Origin of the sequence: Devosia sp. (assembly GCF_017307495.1) — a bacterium.
Taxonomy (GTDB): Bacteria; Pseudomonadota; Alphaproteobacteria; order Rhizobiales; family Devosiaceae; genus Devosia_A.
In genome coordinates this window covers 1-15,754 of the sequence record NZ_JAFKHE010000012.1, presented here as the reverse complement: position 1 = coordinate 15,754, position 15,754 = coordinate 1, and the positions used below count along the sequence as shown (strand labels likewise).

Sequence of the window (15,754 nt, the reverse complement as noted above, 5' to 3'; positions counted from 1 at the left end):
ACGGCCATGATGCCGCTTGCCCTCGCTCACCCTCGATCCGACGAAGAGATCGTCGGGCAGACCAATGACCTGGCGCGCATTGCGCTCCGCTACATCGGCACCGGCTATGAGGTGCCGGACGACCACAAGTTCTACGACTCGGAAGACCCGCGCAGTCACAAAGCGTGGGAGTTCGCCTGCGAGGTGCAGGAGGAGCTCTTCGCGACCGACCCGAACGACGCGCTCGCCAACCTGCCCGAACCGGAACCGGAGCCGCGCTACGCCGTCGTGCCCTACCAGCGGGACCAGGGCGACACCTACGTCGTGATCGACACCCTCCGGAAGGGCACCGTCATCGCCCGGTCCATCGGCAACTCCCCCGAGGCAATCAACGACCTCTTGGGCATCGCCGTCACCATGAACGCAGCTGAAGAGGAAGGCGCCTGACCGATGCCGAAGTTCACGATTGAAACCACCTATGACCTCCCCGTCTACAAGCAGGTCACCTACGAGGCCGCCACGGCGGCCGCTGCCTGCGAGCTGGCGCTGGCGGACGACGACTGGAGCAAGCAGAAGGAGGACGTCGAGAGCTCCGGCCCCACCCGGATCACCGGCATCTGGATCGGCGAGGACGCGGCCTACAGGGGCGAGGTCGTCCCGACCCCTCTCGAGCCCCTCAAGCCCAGCTATGATGGCATCCGCGAGATTGTCCAGCGACACTTCGACGACGCCGCGTGGGCTGTCGTCGGCGATCGCGGCGACCGCCTCGCCGTGCCGATCGCGGCAGCGATCGACATCCTCGCAAAGGCGCTGCTGCAGCTGAGGGCGGAGAAGGATGCCGCCTGACCTCTACCCTTACGAGCAGGCCAAGGCCGGAGGCGTCAACTTCGCCAGCCGCTGGGGCCCCGGCCCCGGAAAGCAGTTCAAGGAGGCGTCCGCCGGAGACTTCGGCCGCCTCGCCACCTCCGGTGGCCTAGGCTTCAACTTGCTGGGCCTCGGCACATACCAGTACGAGTTCTCGACGATGCGCAACACATCGCTCGAGAAGACCTGGTCAACCTTCAAGGCCTTCTTCGGCATCACGCCCATCGCCGAGCGCCCGCCGCTCTGGCCCGTTAAGGGGAAGATCTGGTGCAATGCGCCGGCCCTGATGCTGGAGGGCGACGGTATCGCCTGGCTGGTCATGGTGGGCAGGCACGGCACCCTGTGGGAACCGCTCCACCTGTTCACCATGTGGTCGGACAGCAAGATCTTGTTCCGGAGATGGTGCCCTGATCGGCACTATGAGGCCGCCAAGGCGCTGATCGCCGGCGAAGCCCTCGCCATCGGCAAGGCCACGCCGTGGGTCCACCAACGGGACCTGTTCTCCTGATGGCCCGCCCCTTTGCCATCGGCATGTGGGTGCGCTTCTTCCGGGACTTCGACATCAACTACCAGATGATCGGGCTGATCCCGAAGGGCGCCATCGGCCGCATAGCCGGCTGGGACAGAGACGGCGTCTGGGTCCAACTCAGCCGCTACAATCCGAACCTGGATGAATGGGACAACCAGGTTCAGCTCTACGACTACCGTCCCGAGAATGACCCGACCTGGGCGGGCAGCTGGATCGAACCAGCCCAACCCTCGAACTGAAAACCCCAACATAATCTGGAGACTACCGATGCAGGCTAATCCCCGCATTCAAGAACTGCTGCGCCAACTCGAAGACCGCGGCACCAGCTACCGCACCCTCTGGACCGCCAAGCGAAGCTCGGACAGCCGCTACGACGATGTCTACATGGTCGCCTTCAACGGCACACCCCGGCCCTCGGTCGGGACCGCCATCCTGCTCGACTATGGCCCGAACGGGTTCGGCCTGTTCCCCGAGAGCGCGAACATGTCGATCGCAGATGACGCCGAGGCCATCGTCGAGGGCCCGAACGGCATGGCGCTGCTGGTTAAGGACGTGCTCGCCTTCACCGAGGCGACCGACACCCCCTACTCGCGCATCCCCCTGATCGACCCTGGGGCATCCGACCTCCGCAAGAAGCTGATCAACGAGGAGCACCAGGAGACGATTGACGCGATCGACGCCGGCGACCCGGTGGAGACGACCGATGGATTGGGCGACCTGGTCTACGTCGCAGTGCAGGCCGCCATCGTCTACGGCCTGCCCCTGGCGCAAGCGTGGCGCCTAATCCAGCGCAGCAACATGGCAAAGGTCGACCCGACAACGGGCAAGGTGCGCCGCCGCGAGGACGGCAAGATCTTGAAGCCCGACGGATGGTCGCCCCCCGACATCGACGGGCTGATCCGCAGGAGCGGCGCGGTGATGAGTACCGCGATGGATGTCCTCACCAGCATCTACGGCGACGATGTCGAAAGCGCTGAACCCCATGCGGCGCGCATCGCGGCGGCGGCGCGACAGGAGTAGGCCCGCATGGCGGTCAAACTCACCGATGCCGAGCGCATGATCCTGGTCGTCCTGGAGAAGGGACCGGAGCCGGGTGGCAAGAAGTACCGCCCGGCTCAGTCCCTCGTCGCCAAGGGCTATGCCCGCTGGCTCGAGGGCGGCCACCTCGCCCAACCCCACCTGCAAATCACCGACGAGGGCCGCCAGGCCCTCGAAACCTATTACGAGGAGAACAAGCGATGAAGACGACTACCCGGCCGTGGAAACCGGCCATGCTCAACACCTCAACGGTCATCGTCACCCCGCATCCCGTTCATGGGCAGAAGGCCATGATCGTTGGCTCCGACGACGGCCGGATCGTAGCCCATGTCTTCGGCGACACAGCCGAGCAAGCCAAGGCAAACGCGCTTCTGATTGCCGCGGCACCCGAACTCCTCGAGGCGGCGCGCCCGCTCGTCGAGATCATCCGCCGGATGGACAGCTCGGCCGTGGCGTACCTGCGCGAGACGCAGGCGGAAGCGGCAGCCAAGTACGGCGACGTCGAGTTGGCCCGCATCAGCCGCGAGGATGCGGCCGTGGTGCTCACGTCCGGCGACCTCACGTCACCCCTGCTGCTCACGGTCGGCGACCTTCGGTGGATTTCCAACCTGGTTGCCACGGTGGAGGGCGCGTGATGGCCGACACCGAGAGCAAGGTCGAGATCGAGGTGATGACCTCGCTGCGGACCAATGACACCCACCTGGCCCTGTGCCGCGCCAAGGAGGATGGCACCTTCTTCATCACCACGGCCGGCCCAACCGGCGGAACAACCATCTTCGCCGACCCGGAGGAGATCCGGAAGTTTGCTCGAGGGATGCTCAAGGCCCTCGCGAGCCTGAACTGACCAACCCCCTACCCCTCAATTATGAACCTTGGAGATACCCCAATGAAGATCACCGTCTGAACCGTCACCGAGAACTCGGACAACGGCATCATCACCACCGCCTACACCACCGCCAAAGACGCGGAGGACGCCATCACCGCGATGCTCGAGCTCGACTGGCAGCAGTGGAAGGGCGAGGCGTCCTTCCCCCAAGACTGGACGGAGGCAATGAGCTGCTTGAGCGACGAGGTGGGCTATATGGACAGCTACCACCTGGACGAGCACGAACTCGATCTGCCCGACCCCCACCCCTGGGTGGGCGAGTTCCTCAACCGTCGCACCACCGTCGAGGGCGTGCTGCGGAAGATCGTCGAGGGCAAGCGCGGCATGCTCTCCGTGGACGAGTGCCGCGACCTCGCGAACAAGCTCAGCGTCCCCACCGAGGTGCAGACAGCCGCGGTGCGCGCCGCGTTCGAGTACCCTGTGATGCACACCTCGCGGGGCTTCGCGATCATCGAGTTCCCCGACCTCTATAACAAGCCCGCATCCCTGCAGGACAGCTCGCTCGCCACCGATGCGGCGGTCTGGATCGGCGCCGGTGAGGAGAGAGCGCACCTGAACCAGGACATGGTCCGCCGTCTGCTTCCCGCCCTGGTCCGGTTCGCCGACCGTGGCTCTATCGAAATCTCGCAAGAATAGGTGTATGAGGTGAACCTCCACTTCAAAAAGCCGCAGAAATTGAAACCGTCCAGCAAGTTCTTTGTCAGAGCCAAGCCCCTCGAGAGCGGCCGCGGGTTCCACGCCCAGTTCTCGGCGCCCGGCCTGGTGCCTGAGCTGGTGGGCGGCGACAACCGGCCCCAGGTCTTCCCCACTGAGGACGCCGCCCTGCTTGCGGCGTACCAGGCCCAGGAAGCCGTGCTGAATGCTCGGCTGCAGCTGCGGATGCGGTTCGAGAAGGTCCAGAAGATGTCGGCGGTCGAGCTCTCGGCCGCCCTCGACGAAGCGGACCTCACTCCCACCGAGCTAGGATGGATCTGCCAGACCGACCGCGTCATGGCCTGGCTGGATGGCACCTATGACATCCCGCACATGGTCCGAGTAATCGTCGGGCTCTGCAAGGAGCCCGAGAACGTTGACCGCGCCGAGAGCATCACCGGCGCTTCTGTTATCGAAAGGACACGCCAGTGAGCAGGTTCAAAGCCTGGATGGATCGCATGGGCTTCAACGGCAAACAGGTCACCGCTGCCGGCGAAGCCATCGGCGTGAAGTCCTACAACACCGTGAAGGTCCGGATGATCGATAAGGACGACCTATCGAAGACGGAACTGTTGGCTATGGCTGCGCTCCGGGCGGGCCTGCAGCCATGGTCCGAAGACACGGACGCTGAATTGGTGAAGACCAGGCGGATCATCGAGATCGCAAAACAAGCAGCCTGATTTCCGGGCTCCAACCGTAGGGAGTCCGGGCCCCATGCAACACAGCGGTGCTCCTTCCTGTCATAGGACGACTTATGCAGGCTTACATAGATATGGTCGGCATCTGATGCGGCCGTAGTTGATCGACCATCTTATCTGGTTAGCGCTCCAGCGAGTCAGCCTTCCAACCGCCTCAACGGCGCGCCCCGCTCAGCGACGCTTCTTCGGCGTGGCTTGGCTACGCTTCCGACCCAGCCAGTCTGCTTGGCAAGCTCGGATCGCGCCCTTGAATAGTTCAGCGCCACCATCGGAAAGTCCGCCGGTAAGCCCAACTTCGTTCGGTCCCGCGCGACTGCTCGACCGGAGAGCGCACGTTGCGCCGCCGGACTTCGGGCGCCTGACCAGTCGGGGAAGCACGCCCTGGTACAATTCCAGCGCCACGTCTTGCGTTTGCGTGGCCCCTACTCCGCGCAGCATGAGAGTTTGGCGGGGTCCTTGGTCCGCGAGATGGCGGCGATCTTCAAAACCTCCGCCATGGTCGGATAGACGTGCAGCAGGTCGACAAAGTCGGCAAGCTTAGCCCGGAAGCGCATGGCCATGGCCGCCTCATGGATGACCTCGGAGGCGTTGGCGCCAATCATTGCCACGCCCAGCACCTCGCTCGTATCGGCATCGGCGACCATCTTGATGATGCCACGTGTATCGCGGATAGCGTTGGCACGCGGCACCACGGACATGGGCAGCGGCCGGCACCAGCAGTGATGCCCTGCCGCAACGGCTTCTGTCTCGGTCATGCCGACGACGGCCACGGGCGGGTCGGTAAAGATCACGCGCGGGATGACCCGTCCGTCAAAGGACCTCGGATGGCCGCCCGCGAGTGCGTTGTGGGCGGCGATGCCACCTTGCCGCGCACCCACCGGGGTCGCCATCTGACTGCTTTGCTCGCCGCCGATGACGTCGCCGGCCGCAAAGATGTGCGGCACCTTTGTTCTCAGTTCGGCGTCGACTGCGATCTCGTTGCGGGCATTGACGGCGACCCCGGCTGCCTCCAGCCCGATCCCGTCGGTATTCGGGCGCCGGCCCGTCGCCACGAGGATGCGTTCCGCGTGGAGTGTGCGCCGTCCACTACCGATCGTGACCTCGGCGGCGATGCCCTGGGCATCGGCTCGAACCCTTTGGACGGCTGCGTTGGGGAGAACGACGATACCCTCCTCAGCAAAGATCTGACCCATGGTGCGGCCGAGCTCAGGCTCGTAACCATGCGCGAGAAGCTGCCGGCTGCGCTCGACGAGCGTCACCTCGGTACCGAAGCGGGCAAACATCTGGCCGAGCTCGAGAGCGATGTAACCGCCGCCCACAATGAGGAGCGAAGCAGGCAGGTCGGTGAGTTCCTGGCCCTCATCCCGAGCCAACAAATCGCTTGTGAGGTAGGGAACCGTCTCTAGCCCATCAATGTCGGGAATATGCGGTCGCGATCCCGTCGCCACGAGGAACCTCTCGCCCCTTACTGGTTGTCCGTCGATCTCGACTGTCTTGGGGTCAATGAAACGCGCGTTCCCCTCTCGAACGGCAAACTGCCCGCCAAGCAGGCTGTCATATTTCTTCTCCCGGTAGTCGAGGACGAGCTCGTCCTTTTGGGCCATCAGCTCGCGGAAATTCACCTTCAAGCCTGCGCCTTCCGGATAAAGGCCTTGGTAGCGGGGGTGGCGAGCGTCGAAAACCAGCTTTGCCGCTTCGATCAGGTTCTTGGACGGCAGGCAGCCGCGATTGACGCAAGTGCCTCCGACCGTTCGCTGTTCGATCATCAAAGCGGTCTTGCCCAGCTCCTGTGCCGCCAGTGCAGCAGCGAATGCAGTGGACCCTGAGCCTAGAATGACCAGGTCGGCGTGATCGCGTCCGCTGGAGGGGTCGATCATCATAAGACTCCTGTGATCTCGGTCACCCTACCCTGCCCCGCTTCCCCTCCATTAGCTGTGTCCATGCCGATGGTGCAGGTCGGGATAATGCGAGTGGGTGTGCCGCATTGGCTCATGCGCGTGCCAGTGCGAATGCGGTTCTGTCACATCGCCGCCGTGAGTGTGTTGGTGATGTTCATCGTGAACGTGGGCGTGCTCGTGTTCCAGCGCTTGGTGGATGTGCTGATGCTCATGACGTTCCGCGAGATGAAGCCAGACCCCGATTGCCATCAACAGCCCAGCAGCGATTAGCTGCGGGGTCATCGGTTCTCCAAAAAGGAGCAACCCAAGCGCCGCGCCGATGAACGGTGCCAGCGAGAAGTACGCACCGGTGCGCGCGGCCCCCAAGTGCCTCAGACTGAGCACGAACATGACCAGACTGACGCCGATGCCAAGGAACCCAACAACCCCACCGGCGGCAATAAGGCCAAGTGTGGGCGGGGCAGCACCAAGTGCCAACGCCAACACCAGATTGGTCGAGCCGGCAACGAGGCCCTTGATCGTTGCGATCTGCACCGGATCGACCGAAGCAAGCTTGCGCGTAAGATTGTTATCGATACCCCAACTGAGACAGGCCGCCGCGATCAGTACGCTTCCAAAGTCAAGCCGTACGCCCTCTCCCGACCACGACAGCACCAGAGCTCCAGCCAGGATAGCGCCAGCCCCGGCAAGCAGACGACGATCGACGTTCTCGCGAAACACGATCCATGCGATCGCCATCGTTGCGAAACCTTCGAGGTTCAGCAGCAGCGACCCCGAAGACGCCGTTGTTTGGGAAAGTCCCAGGACCAGGAGAAGCGGCCCGAGCATCCCGCCCAACACGACAACCGCTGCGAGCCACGGTAAGTCGGAACCCCGCAAAGGCGCTTCCGAGTCAGAGAGCCCGATCAACCGTCGCCCAGCGTGTACGAACGCGAGGCCAACCCCTGCACCCAGGTAGAGCAACCCTGCCAGGAGCCACGGATCGACGGAGTCGACCAGCCACTTAGTCAGCGGTGCGGAGGTACCGAACAGTACGGCGGAGCCGAGGGCCAGCGGGACGCCTGGCCACAGATGGGCGCGATGGTGAGACATTCGGTGAGCCTACCACGGTTCTCGTTGCTCTGTGGCGCCGGAGCTGGTCGGTTTCGTTCAAGCAAGGTTGCTGCAAGTAAAATGCGATCAACCCAGGGCAAGCGCTGCGATCTAGGCAGCTAAGTTGGCTGTCGCGGCGTCCACTTCAGCAAAGCTCGGCCGCACCTCCGACATGAGCGCCTTGCGGGCAAACTCGATGGCGATAGGAGGGGCGTAGCCTGAGATATGCGCGAGCAGCCCCACCTTCATCGACAGGAAGTACTTCGATTCCGCCTCGAAGATGTTGCGAAGAGACTGCGCCATTGGGCCGAAGAAGCCATATGCGACAAATACGCCGAGAAACGTGCCAACCAGAGCGCCGCCGATCATATGGCCGAGCACCTCTGGCGGCTCGCTGATTGATCCCATGGTCTTGATCACACCGAGGACGGCGGCCACGATCCCGAGAGCCGGAGTCCCGTCGGCCAGCGATTGGATGGCGCTGACAAGCCGTTCGTTCTCCTGGTGATGAGTTTCGAGCTCCTCATCCATCAGCGCCTCCATTTCATGAGGAACGCGCGTACCGAGCGTGATCATGCGGAGGTAGTCGCACATGAACTCGACGGCGTGATGGTTCTTCGCGAATGTGGGGAAGGCCTGGAAGATCGGCGAGGCCGTCGGATTCTCAACGTGCTCTTCCAGAGCCAGAACGCCCTTCGACTGCACCAGGCGAAAGAGCGTGTACTGAAGACCGAGCAGGTCGAGATAGGCCGCCTTGTTGTAGCGCGGTCCCTTGAACAGGGTGCCGAAGACCGTTAGCGCGCGTTTCAGCACCGGCCCGGTGTTTCCGATTACAAAGGCGCCGGCTGCCGCGCCCAGGATAATGACCGCTTCAAAGGGTTGGAAGAGAACGTCCAGCTTGCCACCCATTGCAACATAGCCGCCGAAAACACAGGCGAGGATGATCAGGACGCCAAGAACGAGGCGCATGTAGAGCCTTTCTGTCGCTGCGACAGCGACCGAGCGAATGGAACTCGCTTAGAGAAGAGGTGGAAAACCCGGCTAGGTCAGGAAGGTCGAGAACATCGCCCTGCGGAGGGCAAATGCGAGCGTCAGCCGCGCTCCGCCATCGGGGGGCGTTCCTGCCTTCCGCCGGCGCTCGGGACCGTTGCAGCGGTCTCGGGCCGTTCCCAGGTTGCCGCGATTGCGATCGGCAGCTGTCGCATGGCGCCAGGGAATGAGCCCACCGCTTGCGCGTGATCGAGCGCATGATGAACTGCAGCAGGTCCGAGATCCTGCTGTGTGTCGAGCGCAGGAAGATCAGCGACGATCATGACCTCGGCGGGAGCGGACGCGTGGGCAGCGGCCGCCGCGCTGCCCATCAGCAATCCGATCGCGGCGAGCACCGCGAACAGCATCTGACCAACATATCGGGTGAGGGGCGACATGCTTAACAGATAGTGAGTTCGCGTTAACAAGGCGTTTTGATCGAGGGCGGCGGCGAACTCGACCCAACGCGACCAGCGCGCGAACCGCCAATACGTCGTTAACAGACACTGACTACCCTGGCGGTTTGGATGGTGTACCTCAGATGTTACTCAGCCTTCGCCTGCACTTCGTTTGCTTCCTTGTCGCCGCACTCCTCCTTCAGGGATGTTCCTCGCTGGGAATTCCCAAGGACAAACAGCCATTGTCGGCGCGGACCACGCAGGCGCTCGCCTCGCTCGGGGCTACGGCTGCCTCACCCATGCTGGTCAGGATCTTCAAGGAAAGCTCTGAGCTGGAGGTCTGGAAGCCGAACACGGCGGGCGAGTACCGCCTGTTTAAGACCTACTCGATCTGCAAGTGGTCTGGAGCGCTTGGACCGAAGATCAAGGAAGGCGACTACCAGTCGCCTGAGGGCTTCTACAACGTAACGCCAGGGATGATGAACCCCCAGTCGGGCTACTACCTGTCGTTCAACACGGGCTTTCCCAACAAGTACGATCGAGCCTACGGCCGCACAGGGACGAACCTGATGGTCCACGGCGCCTGCAAATCGGTGGGTTGCTATGCCATGACCGATGAGCAGATGAAGGAGATTTACGCCCTGGCGCGCGAAAGTTTTGCGGGCGGGAACCCTAACTTCAAGCTCGAGCTATATCCGTTCCGTATGACGGACGAGAACATTGCCCGCTTCGCGAACGACCCCAACATAGAGTTCTGGCGCAACCTGAAAGAAGGTTATGACGTGCTGGCTCGCACAAGACGGCCTCCGGATGTCGAAGTGTGCGGCGGCAAGTACGCGTTCAACGTTGACCCGTCGCGGGTGCCAGACGACCCTCTTGCGGCATGCCCGCCGGGCGGTGATCAGGCCTGATTTATGACGAACTTTTGAGCCAGAGACGATGTGCCGCGCTTGCGGTTTGTACGGCCTTGGCAGACTTTCGACGGATGACTCATCTGCTCCGCGTTGTTGCATGTTTGCTGATGGCCCTGTGCATGGCCTCGGTCAGCTATGCCGTCGCCGGGCATTCTGTCGTCGTGGTCGACGAAGGCTCGGTGCACGCGGCCAATGTGATAACTGAACTGCCCTGCTCGGACTGCGGCTCGCACCGGGTCAGGCTTTGTGGCCAGGCTTGCAACGCATCGTCTGACCACCTGACGATTGCTGCAACAGGCGAGCAGCAGGAAACATCCGCTTTTCTCCGCCCGTTCCGTCCGACTCTGCACACCGGAACGCGCCCAAAGCCGCTTCTCACGCCTCCGATCGGCTAGTCCGCGGGGAGCGATGCGAATCGCTCCGCCGCGCCGTACCGGTGGTGGAGCTTGCTTCGCACACCCGTGTTGGCTGGTGACCTGTCGCCCTATCCGGGCGTCTAGCGGACTATGAGGCATGAAACATTGGGATACGTCGCCTGACCGGCAGCGGCACGGCTCGATCCGTCTACACACCAACAGGCATCGACGACTCGATGAGGTTGGCTACGAGGACGCGCCGCCACTCTCGCTCCAAACTTTGGACGGAGAGCATCCGCGCGGTCGCGAGCTAAGCATCGCCTGGCTCGCCGGTACCGTCATGACCGGCATAACATCGGTGATGCTGATGGGGGCTGCCCTCTACGTTGCCTTCGACGGCAAGGAGAGCTTCTCCACCGCATCGCAGGCGCTGTCTTTTGGCCGCGCCGAGTCCGTCACGGCGCTCGCCGATGCAGGCAAGACCGATCGGATCCGTCCTCGGACCGAGACGCGATCCGACCTTGAGGTCGTGCAAGCCTCCATTCGGACCATGGTCGATGGCCGGACGGTGATACGAAGCCAGGCATTCACCCGTGCAGATGTCACACTGGCGACTGCGGAAACGCCGCTCACCGCAGACGTTCCAGCCTTTGATCCATCGGCAATTGCGACAAGTGCCGCACCGCAGGATGGGGAGGCGCCCACGCCGGAAATTTATGCAGCCAACGTTGATGGCGAGGTTGTTATCGCAATAAGCCCGCTGCCGGTCGCTGCGCCGGTTGCTGTCATCTCGGACAGGCAGGCGGGAGAGTTTGCCAAGTTGGCTTTACAGGACTCGTTTGTAGAGGGGCCGGCTAGCAGCCCCGCTTCGACTACACCGGAGGTAGCGCTAGCTTACGCGCCCACGACCGCGGGCACCCTCGGTATCGCCGAGAATGTCACGGTAGTGAGCAAGACCCTGCCGGAAGGGGAGCGAGGCGGTCGGAGCGAGCGAATTGTCACGCTCCCGCAGGAGGGTGCGCTGCAGGCTCTCCTGCTCAAGAATGGGTTTACGGAGCAGTCTTACCAGTCGGTAGCGACCACCCTCCGTAACGTCCTGCCGTCGCTGTCGCTTCCTGCCGGCGCCAAGCTTCGTATTCTGATGGGTCCGTCACGAACCTCGGCGGTACCTATTCCCTACCGCCTCAGCATCTACGTCCACGACCCCAAGACCCAGGAAATCAAGCACGCGGCGACCGCCGCGATGACAGATCGCGGCGGCTACGTCATCGGACTTGAGCCTGGGGCCATTGAGTTTCCCGACGAAGACATCGAAGCGGTGGATGTCAACGCACTCCCGAGCCTCTATCGCTCGATCTGGGAAACAGCGCGCAAGTACGACATCGACGATCAGACAACCTCACAGATCGTGGCAATGTTCGCCTACGAGCTGGATCTGACTCAGAAGGTTCGGCCGGGCGATGGCCTCAAGCTTCTCACCACCAAGCCGCCAACCGGACAAGCCGAATTGCTGTTCGCGGCGCTTACGACAGGTGGGACGACGCGGGAGCTTTTCAGGTTCCGCACTCCTGATGGGACGGTCGACTTCTATAGTCCCGATGGCGAAACTGGGAAGCGGTTCCTCACACGTCGCCCGCTGCAGGGTGGCGGTCGTCTGGCGAGCCGTTATGGCTACCGCATCCATCCGATCTTCAAGAGCCGGCGACTTCACAGCGGGGTGGACCTGGCTGCGCCTCTAGGCACCCCTGTGTATGCGAGCGGCGACGGCACCGTGCGACGTGCGCAATGGGTTTCTGGCTACGGGCGCTACGTCGAGTTGGACCACGTAAACGGCTATCAGACTGGCTACGCCCACATGAGCCGCATCGCCGAGGGCTTGAAGCCCGGTATGCGCGTTAAGCAGGGACAGTTGATTGGCTACGTCGGCTCAACCGGCAACTCGACGGGCAATCATCTTCACTATGAGATCAGGATCAATGGCCGCACGGTCGACCCGCTCAGCGTTAAGCTGCCCCGCGACAAGGAGCTTTCAGCGCAGTACCAGGAGCCTTTCCTGCAGGCGACCGATCAGGTTCGATCACTGATGGACCGCGCACCGGGGGACGACAGCTGATGCGTTTGCTCCTGACGCTCTCCCTACTTGTTCTGTTTAATGGCATCGCATTTGGCCAGAGTGCGGACGCACCGTCTGCTGCTCCACGCATCGTGATTGCGCCGGCAAAAACCGAGATCGCCAGAGAGTTGAAGGCCCAGCTCCGCAGCGCTCGCGACGCAGGTTCGGTCAATGCACTCGACCTCTACTATTTCTATGGTGCCCGAGGATTTGAGCCAGTTTGGCTGTCCGCCGCAGGGGACGGTTGGAACTTTGTTGACCGGACCAGCGAATTGTTCGCTCTGTTCCGTGATGCTGGCGACTGGGGTCTTGATGCCGGTGCCTACACGTTCACGCCGCTAGCGCCGACGACCTTGGCGGACGCCGCGAAGGCTGAGCTGGCCACCACAGCTGCCGCGTTACAGTTTGGAATGGAGAATTATGGGGGGCGTGTAGAGCCGCGGAGTATCTCGCCAAACCTAGATATGGCTCGATTGAAACCGGACATTCCGGCACTGCTGGACCAACTGGCTACCAGCGATGAGCCGGCAAAGCTCCTTGCAGGCCTCGCGCCTGACGATCCGGAGTTTCGCGCGTTGCTATTGGCTCTCCGCGATTTTGACGAGACCGACGCGTTCCCAGAAATAGAGGACGGCCCCAGCATCAAGCCGGGCGCGAACGACGATCGGGTGCCTCATATCCGCCAGCGCCTCGGCGTCTCTGAGGTTGGGGCAGCCGATGGCGCGATCTACGATGATGCTCTCGTAAGCGCGGTCGAGGCATTCCAGTCGCGCATGGGTTTGGTGGCCGACGGCGTCGTCGGCGAGGTCACGCGGGAGGCGCTGAATCGAAGCGGGCAGATCACGCGAGAGCAATTGCTGGTCAATATCGAGAAGTGGCGCTGGCTACCACGCCAACGAGGCGACTACCGCGTCGAAGTGAACATTCCGGAGTTTCGCCTATGGATACGTCGCGAAGGCGAGATCGTTCACGAGACCCGGGTCGTTATCGGTACACCGGCCAACCAAACGCCGATTTTTTATGACCAGATTCGCCATGTGGTGGTGAACCCTTACTGGAATGTACCGGTGTCCATTGCCCGAAATGAGATTGGGCCGCAGGTCCGACGCCATCCAGGCTATCTGGCGCGTCGCGAGTTCGAGTTGCTCAACGCCGGCAGCGTCATCGATCCATGGTCGGTTGACTGGTCGAGCGTGGCGCCAGGCACCTTTCCCTTCAGCGTCCGCCAGAAACCGGGCTCGCTGAACGCGCTGGGACAGGTGAAATTTCTCTTTCCCAACAAGCACGACGTCTATCTGCACGATACGCCCGAGAAGTCGCTCTTCGGACGAGATGTGCGGGCCTACAGTCACGGCTGTGTGCGGGTAGAGAACCCGTTCGAGTTCGCCGACGCCTTGCTCGCCAACGAGCCAAGTTTTGGGCGAGATGACTTGGTTGAGTCGTTTGGCTCCCGTGAGCGGTGGTTCAACATGGAGGTGAAGGTGCCGGTATACCTCACCTATTTCACGGTGCGAGCTGACGAAGACGGCAGTCTTCGCTCCTTCGCCGACGTCTATGGACACGACAGCCGAATTGCAGCGGCACTGAAAGACGGAGGTGGCCTATGAGGTGCGTCCTTGATCGGCTGCGATCAGCATATGTGGTTGGCGAGGAGCAGCACGACCACGCCATAAAGACCGGCCATAGCAGCAGCCGTGCCCAAGCCCGCCAAGCTCATACTTCTAAACGACACCGTGCCACCTCACTGCTAGGTGGATGGTGTCGCGGCATAACCCGTGAGGCCAATCAAATAGGTTTGAGCAGCCACGAAAGGATCGATCCAGAATGGTTCAGAAGTCTAGTCGCCCCCATGCGGTCTCACGCAGGCGCTTCCTCGGTGGTGCCACCGCCCTATCGCTTTGCCTGCCATTTCCCGCGCAGGCCCAGTTGTTCAAGCGTGACGACAGTGCCAAGGGCGTTGACACCGACGGCAACACAGCGACAGCAAAGAGCCTGGTAGATACGATCGAGCCGATCCTGAGCTACGACACCTCGTACAACCTGCAGCTCGCCATCCAGAACTACGAGGCGTTCATCGCCGCCAACGGCAGCTGGGAAGCGCCGACGCGCGAAACCTTCGGGCTGAAGCTCGGTCAATCCCGCCGCGCTGCCGCGCTGCTGAAGCGCCGCCTGATGATCAACGGCGACATGCCGCTGGAGAAGCGTGTCGACGACGAGTTTGACGAGAAGCTCGATGCCGCTGTGCGCTTGTTCCAGGCGCGCCACGGACTGGTCATCAACGGCCAGGTCGACGAAGCGACGTTCTATGCACTCTCCGTCCCGGCCGATTATCGGCTCAGTCAACTTCGCCTGAATGCTCAGCGCGTCGACTACTGGGCCTCGGCCCTCACCGACCGCTACGTCGCCGTCAACATACCCGCGGCGAATATTGAGGCGGTCGAAGGTGCGCAGGTGGTGCAGCGCCACACAGCGGTCGTGGGAAAGGTCGATCGTGCCACGCCTATCCTCAACTCCAAAATCCATCAGGTGAAGTTCAACCCCTACTGGACAGTGCCCAAGAGCATCATCCAGAAGGACCTGATCCGGTACATGAACGAGGATCCGGAGTACCTCACCAAGTTCCGCATCCGCATTTTCGACGGCAAAGGTAACGAACGAGCGCCCGCCGATATCAACTGGTCCACCGATGAGGCAGTGCAATATACCTTCCGCCAGGACCCAGGCCCCGAAAACTCGCTCGGCCGCTGCAAGATCGACTTCTACAACAAGTACGACGTCTACCTGCACGATACCCCGCAACAGTCGCTGTTCAGCGAAAACGCCCGGTTCTATTCCTCAGGTTGTGTTCGCGTCGAACAGGTCGAGACGCTCATCAGCTGGCTCCTTCGCGACAATGGCGGCTGGGACCTCAATGCGGTTCAGTCGGCATTCGCCAGCGGGACCCAGGACAACATCGCTCTGAAGGTGCAGGTGCCCATTCATACCACCTACATCACAGCCTGGGCCAACCGGCAGGGCACCGTCAGCTTCCGCGACGACGTCTACGGGTTTGATGCGCAGGGGCTGGTAAGCTTCGCCTAGGCTCGGCAGCGGCATGCCTCGGGGCAAGTTGGCTACCTGAGTGTTGATTTCCGCCGAGAACTGACCCGGGATTTCCACCGAGAAGTGACCCGCCTCTAGGTATGTTTCGGGTCGGGTTTGATGGTCAAGGTTCTGGCTTTCTCCTTCGTGGTTTTGGGATCGTGAGCGGAGCTGTTCTTGAAGCGG

General features: G+C 62.3%; 21 protein-coding genes. 16 read left to right on the top strand and 5 right to left on the bottom strand.

The window, feature by feature from the left end; genetic code table 11:
• The first annotated feature begins 6 nt into the window (after positions 1 to 6).
• The 11 genes from J0I99_RS00480 (at position 7) to J0I99_RS00430 (ending at position 4,669) form a co-directional block, all read left to right on the top strand.
• Positions 7 to 426: a hypothetical protein gene (locus tag J0I99_RS00480; protein ID WP_291393616.1), complete on the top strand. Its 420-nt coding sequence runs from the start codon at positions 7 to 9 to the stop codon at positions 424 to 426.
• A 3-nt stretch (positions 427 to 429) separates the two neighbouring features.
• A complete protein-coding gene (locus J0I99_RS00475; RefSeq protein WP_291393615.1) occupies positions 430 to 825 on the top strand; it encodes a hypothetical protein in 396 nt (131 codons plus the stop codon).
• Positions 815 to 1,351, top strand: a complete 537-nt coding sequence (locus J0I99_RS00470; RefSeq protein WP_291393614.1) for a hypothetical protein — start codon at positions 815 to 817, stop codon at positions 1,349 to 1,351. The genes J0I99_RS00475 and J0I99_RS00470 overlap by 11 nt, the downstream gene beginning before the upstream one ends.
• Complete coding sequence (locus J0I99_RS00465) at positions 1,351 to 1,611, top strand: hypothetical protein (protein ID WP_291393612.1); 261 nt, start codon at positions 1,351 to 1,353, stop codon at positions 1,609 to 1,611. Before J0I99_RS00470 ends, J0I99_RS00465 begins: the two co-directional genes overlap by 1 nt.
• A 28-nt stretch (positions 1,612 to 1,639) precedes the next feature.
• Entirely contained in the window at positions 1,640 to 2,392 is a 753-nt protein-coding gene (locus J0I99_RS00460; protein WP_291393611.1) for a hypothetical protein, read from the top strand.
• Positions 2,393 to 2,398: 6 nt separating this feature from the next.
• On the top strand, positions 2,399 to 2,614 hold the full coding sequence (locus tag J0I99_RS00455; protein WP_291393610.1) for a hypothetical protein: 216 nt from the start codon (positions 2,399 to 2,401) through the stop codon (positions 2,612 to 2,614).
• A complete protein-coding gene (locus J0I99_RS00450; protein ID WP_291393608.1) occupies positions 2,611 to 3,045 on the top strand; it encodes a hypothetical protein in 435 nt (144 codons plus the stop codon). Before J0I99_RS00455 ends, J0I99_RS00450 begins: the two co-directional genes overlap by 4 nt.
• Positions 3,045 to 3,254: a hypothetical protein gene (locus J0I99_RS00445; RefSeq protein WP_291393606.1), complete on the top strand. Its 210-nt coding sequence runs from the start codon at positions 3,045 to 3,047 to the stop codon at positions 3,252 to 3,254. Before J0I99_RS00450 ends, J0I99_RS00445 begins: the two co-directional genes overlap by 1 nt.
• Before the next feature lie 141 nt (positions 3,255 to 3,395).
• Complete coding sequence (locus tag J0I99_RS00440) at positions 3,396 to 3,932, top strand: hypothetical protein (protein WP_291393604.1); 537 nt, start codon at positions 3,396 to 3,398, stop codon at positions 3,930 to 3,932.
• A gap of 9 nt (positions 3,933 to 3,941) precedes the next feature.
• On the top strand, positions 3,942 to 4,421 hold the full coding sequence (locus J0I99_RS00435) for a hypothetical protein (RefSeq protein WP_291393603.1): 480 nt from the start codon (positions 3,942 to 3,944) through the stop codon (positions 4,419 to 4,421).
• Positions 4,418 to 4,669 (top strand): hypothetical protein, encoded by a 252-nt coding sequence (locus tag J0I99_RS00430; RefSeq protein ID WP_291393602.1) that lies wholly within the window; start codon positions 4,418 to 4,420, stop codon positions 4,667 to 4,669. The genes J0I99_RS00435 and J0I99_RS00430 overlap by 4 nt, the downstream gene beginning before the upstream one ends.
• Before the next feature lie 155 nt (positions 4,670 to 4,824).
• Here J0I99_RS00430 and J0I99_RS00425 read toward each other — a convergent pair whose 3' ends face one another.
• The 5 genes from J0I99_RS00425 to J0I99_RS00405 all read right to left on the bottom strand — a co-directional run bounded on the left by J0I99_RS00425 (position 4,825) and on the right by J0I99_RS00405 (position 9,074).
• Positions 4,825 to 4,980 carry a MucR family transcriptional regulator gene (locus J0I99_RS00425; protein ID WP_291395126.1) on the bottom strand — a complete coding sequence of 52 codons (156 nt, stop codon included), beginning with the start codon at positions 4,978 to 4,980 and terminating at the stop codon, positions 4,825 to 4,827.
• 129 nt (positions 4,981 to 5,109) lie between these two features.
• Positions 5,110 to 6,564, bottom strand: a complete 1,455-nt coding sequence (gene merA / locus J0I99_RS00420) for a mercury(II) reductase (RefSeq protein ID WP_291395124.1) — start codon at positions 6,562 to 6,564, stop codon at positions 5,110 to 5,112.
• Between the two features lie 51 nt (positions 6,565 to 6,615).
• Positions 6,616 to 7,677, bottom strand: a complete 1,062-nt coding sequence (locus J0I99_RS00415; RefSeq protein ID WP_291395121.1) for a DMT family transporter — start codon at positions 7,675 to 7,677, stop codon at positions 6,616 to 6,618.
• Positions 7,678 to 7,788: 111 nt separating this feature from the next.
• Complete coding sequence (gene motA / locus J0I99_RS00410) at positions 7,789 to 8,646, bottom strand: flagellar motor stator protein MotA (protein WP_291395119.1); 858 nt, start codon at positions 8,644 to 8,646, stop codon at positions 7,789 to 7,791.
• A 122-nt stretch (positions 8,647 to 8,768) separates the two neighbouring features.
• Complete coding sequence (locus J0I99_RS00405) at positions 8,769 to 9,074, bottom strand: hypothetical protein (RefSeq protein ID WP_291395117.1); 306 nt, start codon at positions 9,072 to 9,074, stop codon at positions 8,769 to 8,771.
• A gap of 173 nt (positions 9,075 to 9,247) precedes the next feature.
• On the opposite strand from J0I99_RS00405, the gene J0I99_RS00400 reads away from it, so the two are divergent.
• The 5 genes from J0I99_RS00400 (at position 9,248) to J0I99_RS00380 (ending at position 15,568) form a co-directional block, all read left to right on the top strand.
• A complete protein-coding gene (locus tag J0I99_RS00400) occupies positions 9,248 to 10,015 on the top strand; it encodes a murein L,D-transpeptidase family protein (RefSeq protein WP_291395115.1) in 768 nt (255 codons plus the stop codon).
• Positions 10,016 to 10,089: 74 nt separating this feature from the next.
• Positions 10,090 to 10,413, top strand: coding sequence for a hypothetical protein (locus J0I99_RS00395; RefSeq protein ID WP_291395113.1), 324 nt, complete (start codon positions 10,090 to 10,092; stop codon positions 10,411 to 10,413).
• 118 nt (positions 10,414 to 10,531) lie between these two features.
• Positions 10,532 to 12,487: a peptidoglycan DD-metalloendopeptidase family protein gene (locus J0I99_RS00390; protein WP_291395111.1), complete on the top strand. Its 1,956-nt coding sequence runs from the start codon at positions 10,532 to 10,534 to the stop codon at positions 12,485 to 12,487.
• The gene (locus J0I99_RS00385; RefSeq protein WP_291395109.1) at positions 12,487 to 14,094 is read left to right on the top strand and encodes a L,D-transpeptidase family protein; all 1,608 of its coding nucleotides are present in this window, start codon (positions 12,487 to 12,489) and stop codon (positions 14,092 to 14,094) included. Before J0I99_RS00390 ends, J0I99_RS00385 begins: the two co-directional genes overlap by 1 nt.
• Before the next feature lie 217 nt (positions 14,095 to 14,311).
• A complete protein-coding gene (locus tag J0I99_RS00380; RefSeq protein ID WP_291395107.1) occupies positions 14,312 to 15,568 on the top strand; it encodes a L,D-transpeptidase family protein in 1,257 nt (418 codons plus the stop codon).
• Positions 15,569 to 15,754: the final 186 nt, after the last annotated feature.

Bases quoted from the DNA above. Each gene is read 5' to 3' on its own strand.
- J0I99_RS00475 (WP_291393615.1), top strand. From the start codon at position 430: ATGCCGAAGTTCACGATTGAAACCACCTATGACCTCCCCGTCTACAAG.
- J0I99_RS00440 (WP_291393604.1), top strand. From the start codon at position 3,396: ATGCTCGAGCTCGACTGGCAGCAGTGGAAGGGCGAGGCGTCCTTCCCC.
- J0I99_RS00480 (WP_291393616.1), top strand. From the start codon at position 7: ATGATGCCGCTTGCCCTCGCTCACCCTCGATCCGACGAAGAGATCGTC.
- motA (WP_291395119.1), bottom strand. From the start codon at position 8,646: ATGCGCCTCGTTCTTGGCGTCCTGATCATCCTCGCCTGTGTTTTCGGC.
- J0I99_RS00400 (WP_291395115.1), top strand. From the start codon at position 9,248: ATGTTACTCAGCCTTCGCCTGCACTTCGTTTGCTTCCTTGTCGCCGCA.
- J0I99_RS00390 (WP_291395111.1), top strand. From the start codon at position 10,532: ATGAAACATTGGGATACGTCGCCTGACCGGCAGCGGCACGGCTCGATC.
- J0I99_RS00380 (WP_291395107.1), top strand. From the start codon at position 14,312: ATGGTTCAGAAGTCTAGTCGCCCCCATGCGGTCTCACGCAGGCGCTTC.
- J0I99_RS00395 (WP_291395113.1), top strand. From the start codon at position 10,090: ATGACTCATCTGCTCCGCGTTGTTGCATGTTTGCTGATGGCCCTGTGC.
- J0I99_RS00445 (WP_291393606.1), top strand. From the start codon at position 3,045: ATGGCCGACACCGAGAGCAAGGTCGAGATCGAGGTGATGACCTCGCTG.
- J0I99_RS00415 (WP_291395121.1), bottom strand. From the start codon at position 7,677: ATGTCTCACCATCGCGCCCATCTGTGGCCAGGCGTCCCGCTGGCCCTC.
- J0I99_RS00450 (WP_291393608.1), top strand. From the start codon at position 2,611: ATGAAGACGACTACCCGGCCGTGGAAACCGGCCATGCTCAACACCTCA.
- merA (WP_291395124.1), bottom strand. From the start codon at position 6,564: ATGATCGACCCCTCCAGCGGACGCGATCACGCCGACCTGGTCATTCTA.
- J0I99_RS00455 (WP_291393610.1), top strand. From the start codon at position 2,399: ATGGCGGTCAAACTCACCGATGCCGAGCGCATGATCCTGGTCGTCCTG.
- J0I99_RS00470 (WP_291393614.1), top strand. From the start codon at position 815: ATGCCGCCTGACCTCTACCCTTACGAGCAGGCCAAGGCCGGAGGCGTC.
- J0I99_RS00405 (WP_291395117.1), bottom strand. From the start codon at position 9,074: ATGCTGTTCGCGGTGCTCGCCGCGATCGGATTGCTGATGGGCAGCGCG.
- J0I99_RS00460 (WP_291393611.1), top strand. From the start codon at position 1,640: ATGCAGGCTAATCCCCGCATTCAAGAACTGCTGCGCCAACTCGAAGAC.
- J0I99_RS00385 (WP_291395109.1), top strand. From the start codon at position 12,487: ATGCGTTTGCTCCTGACGCTCTCCCTACTTGTTCTGTTTAATGGCATC.
- J0I99_RS00465 (WP_291393612.1), top strand. From the start codon at position 1,351: ATGGCCCGCCCCTTTGCCATCGGCATGTGGGTGCGCTTCTTCCGGGAC.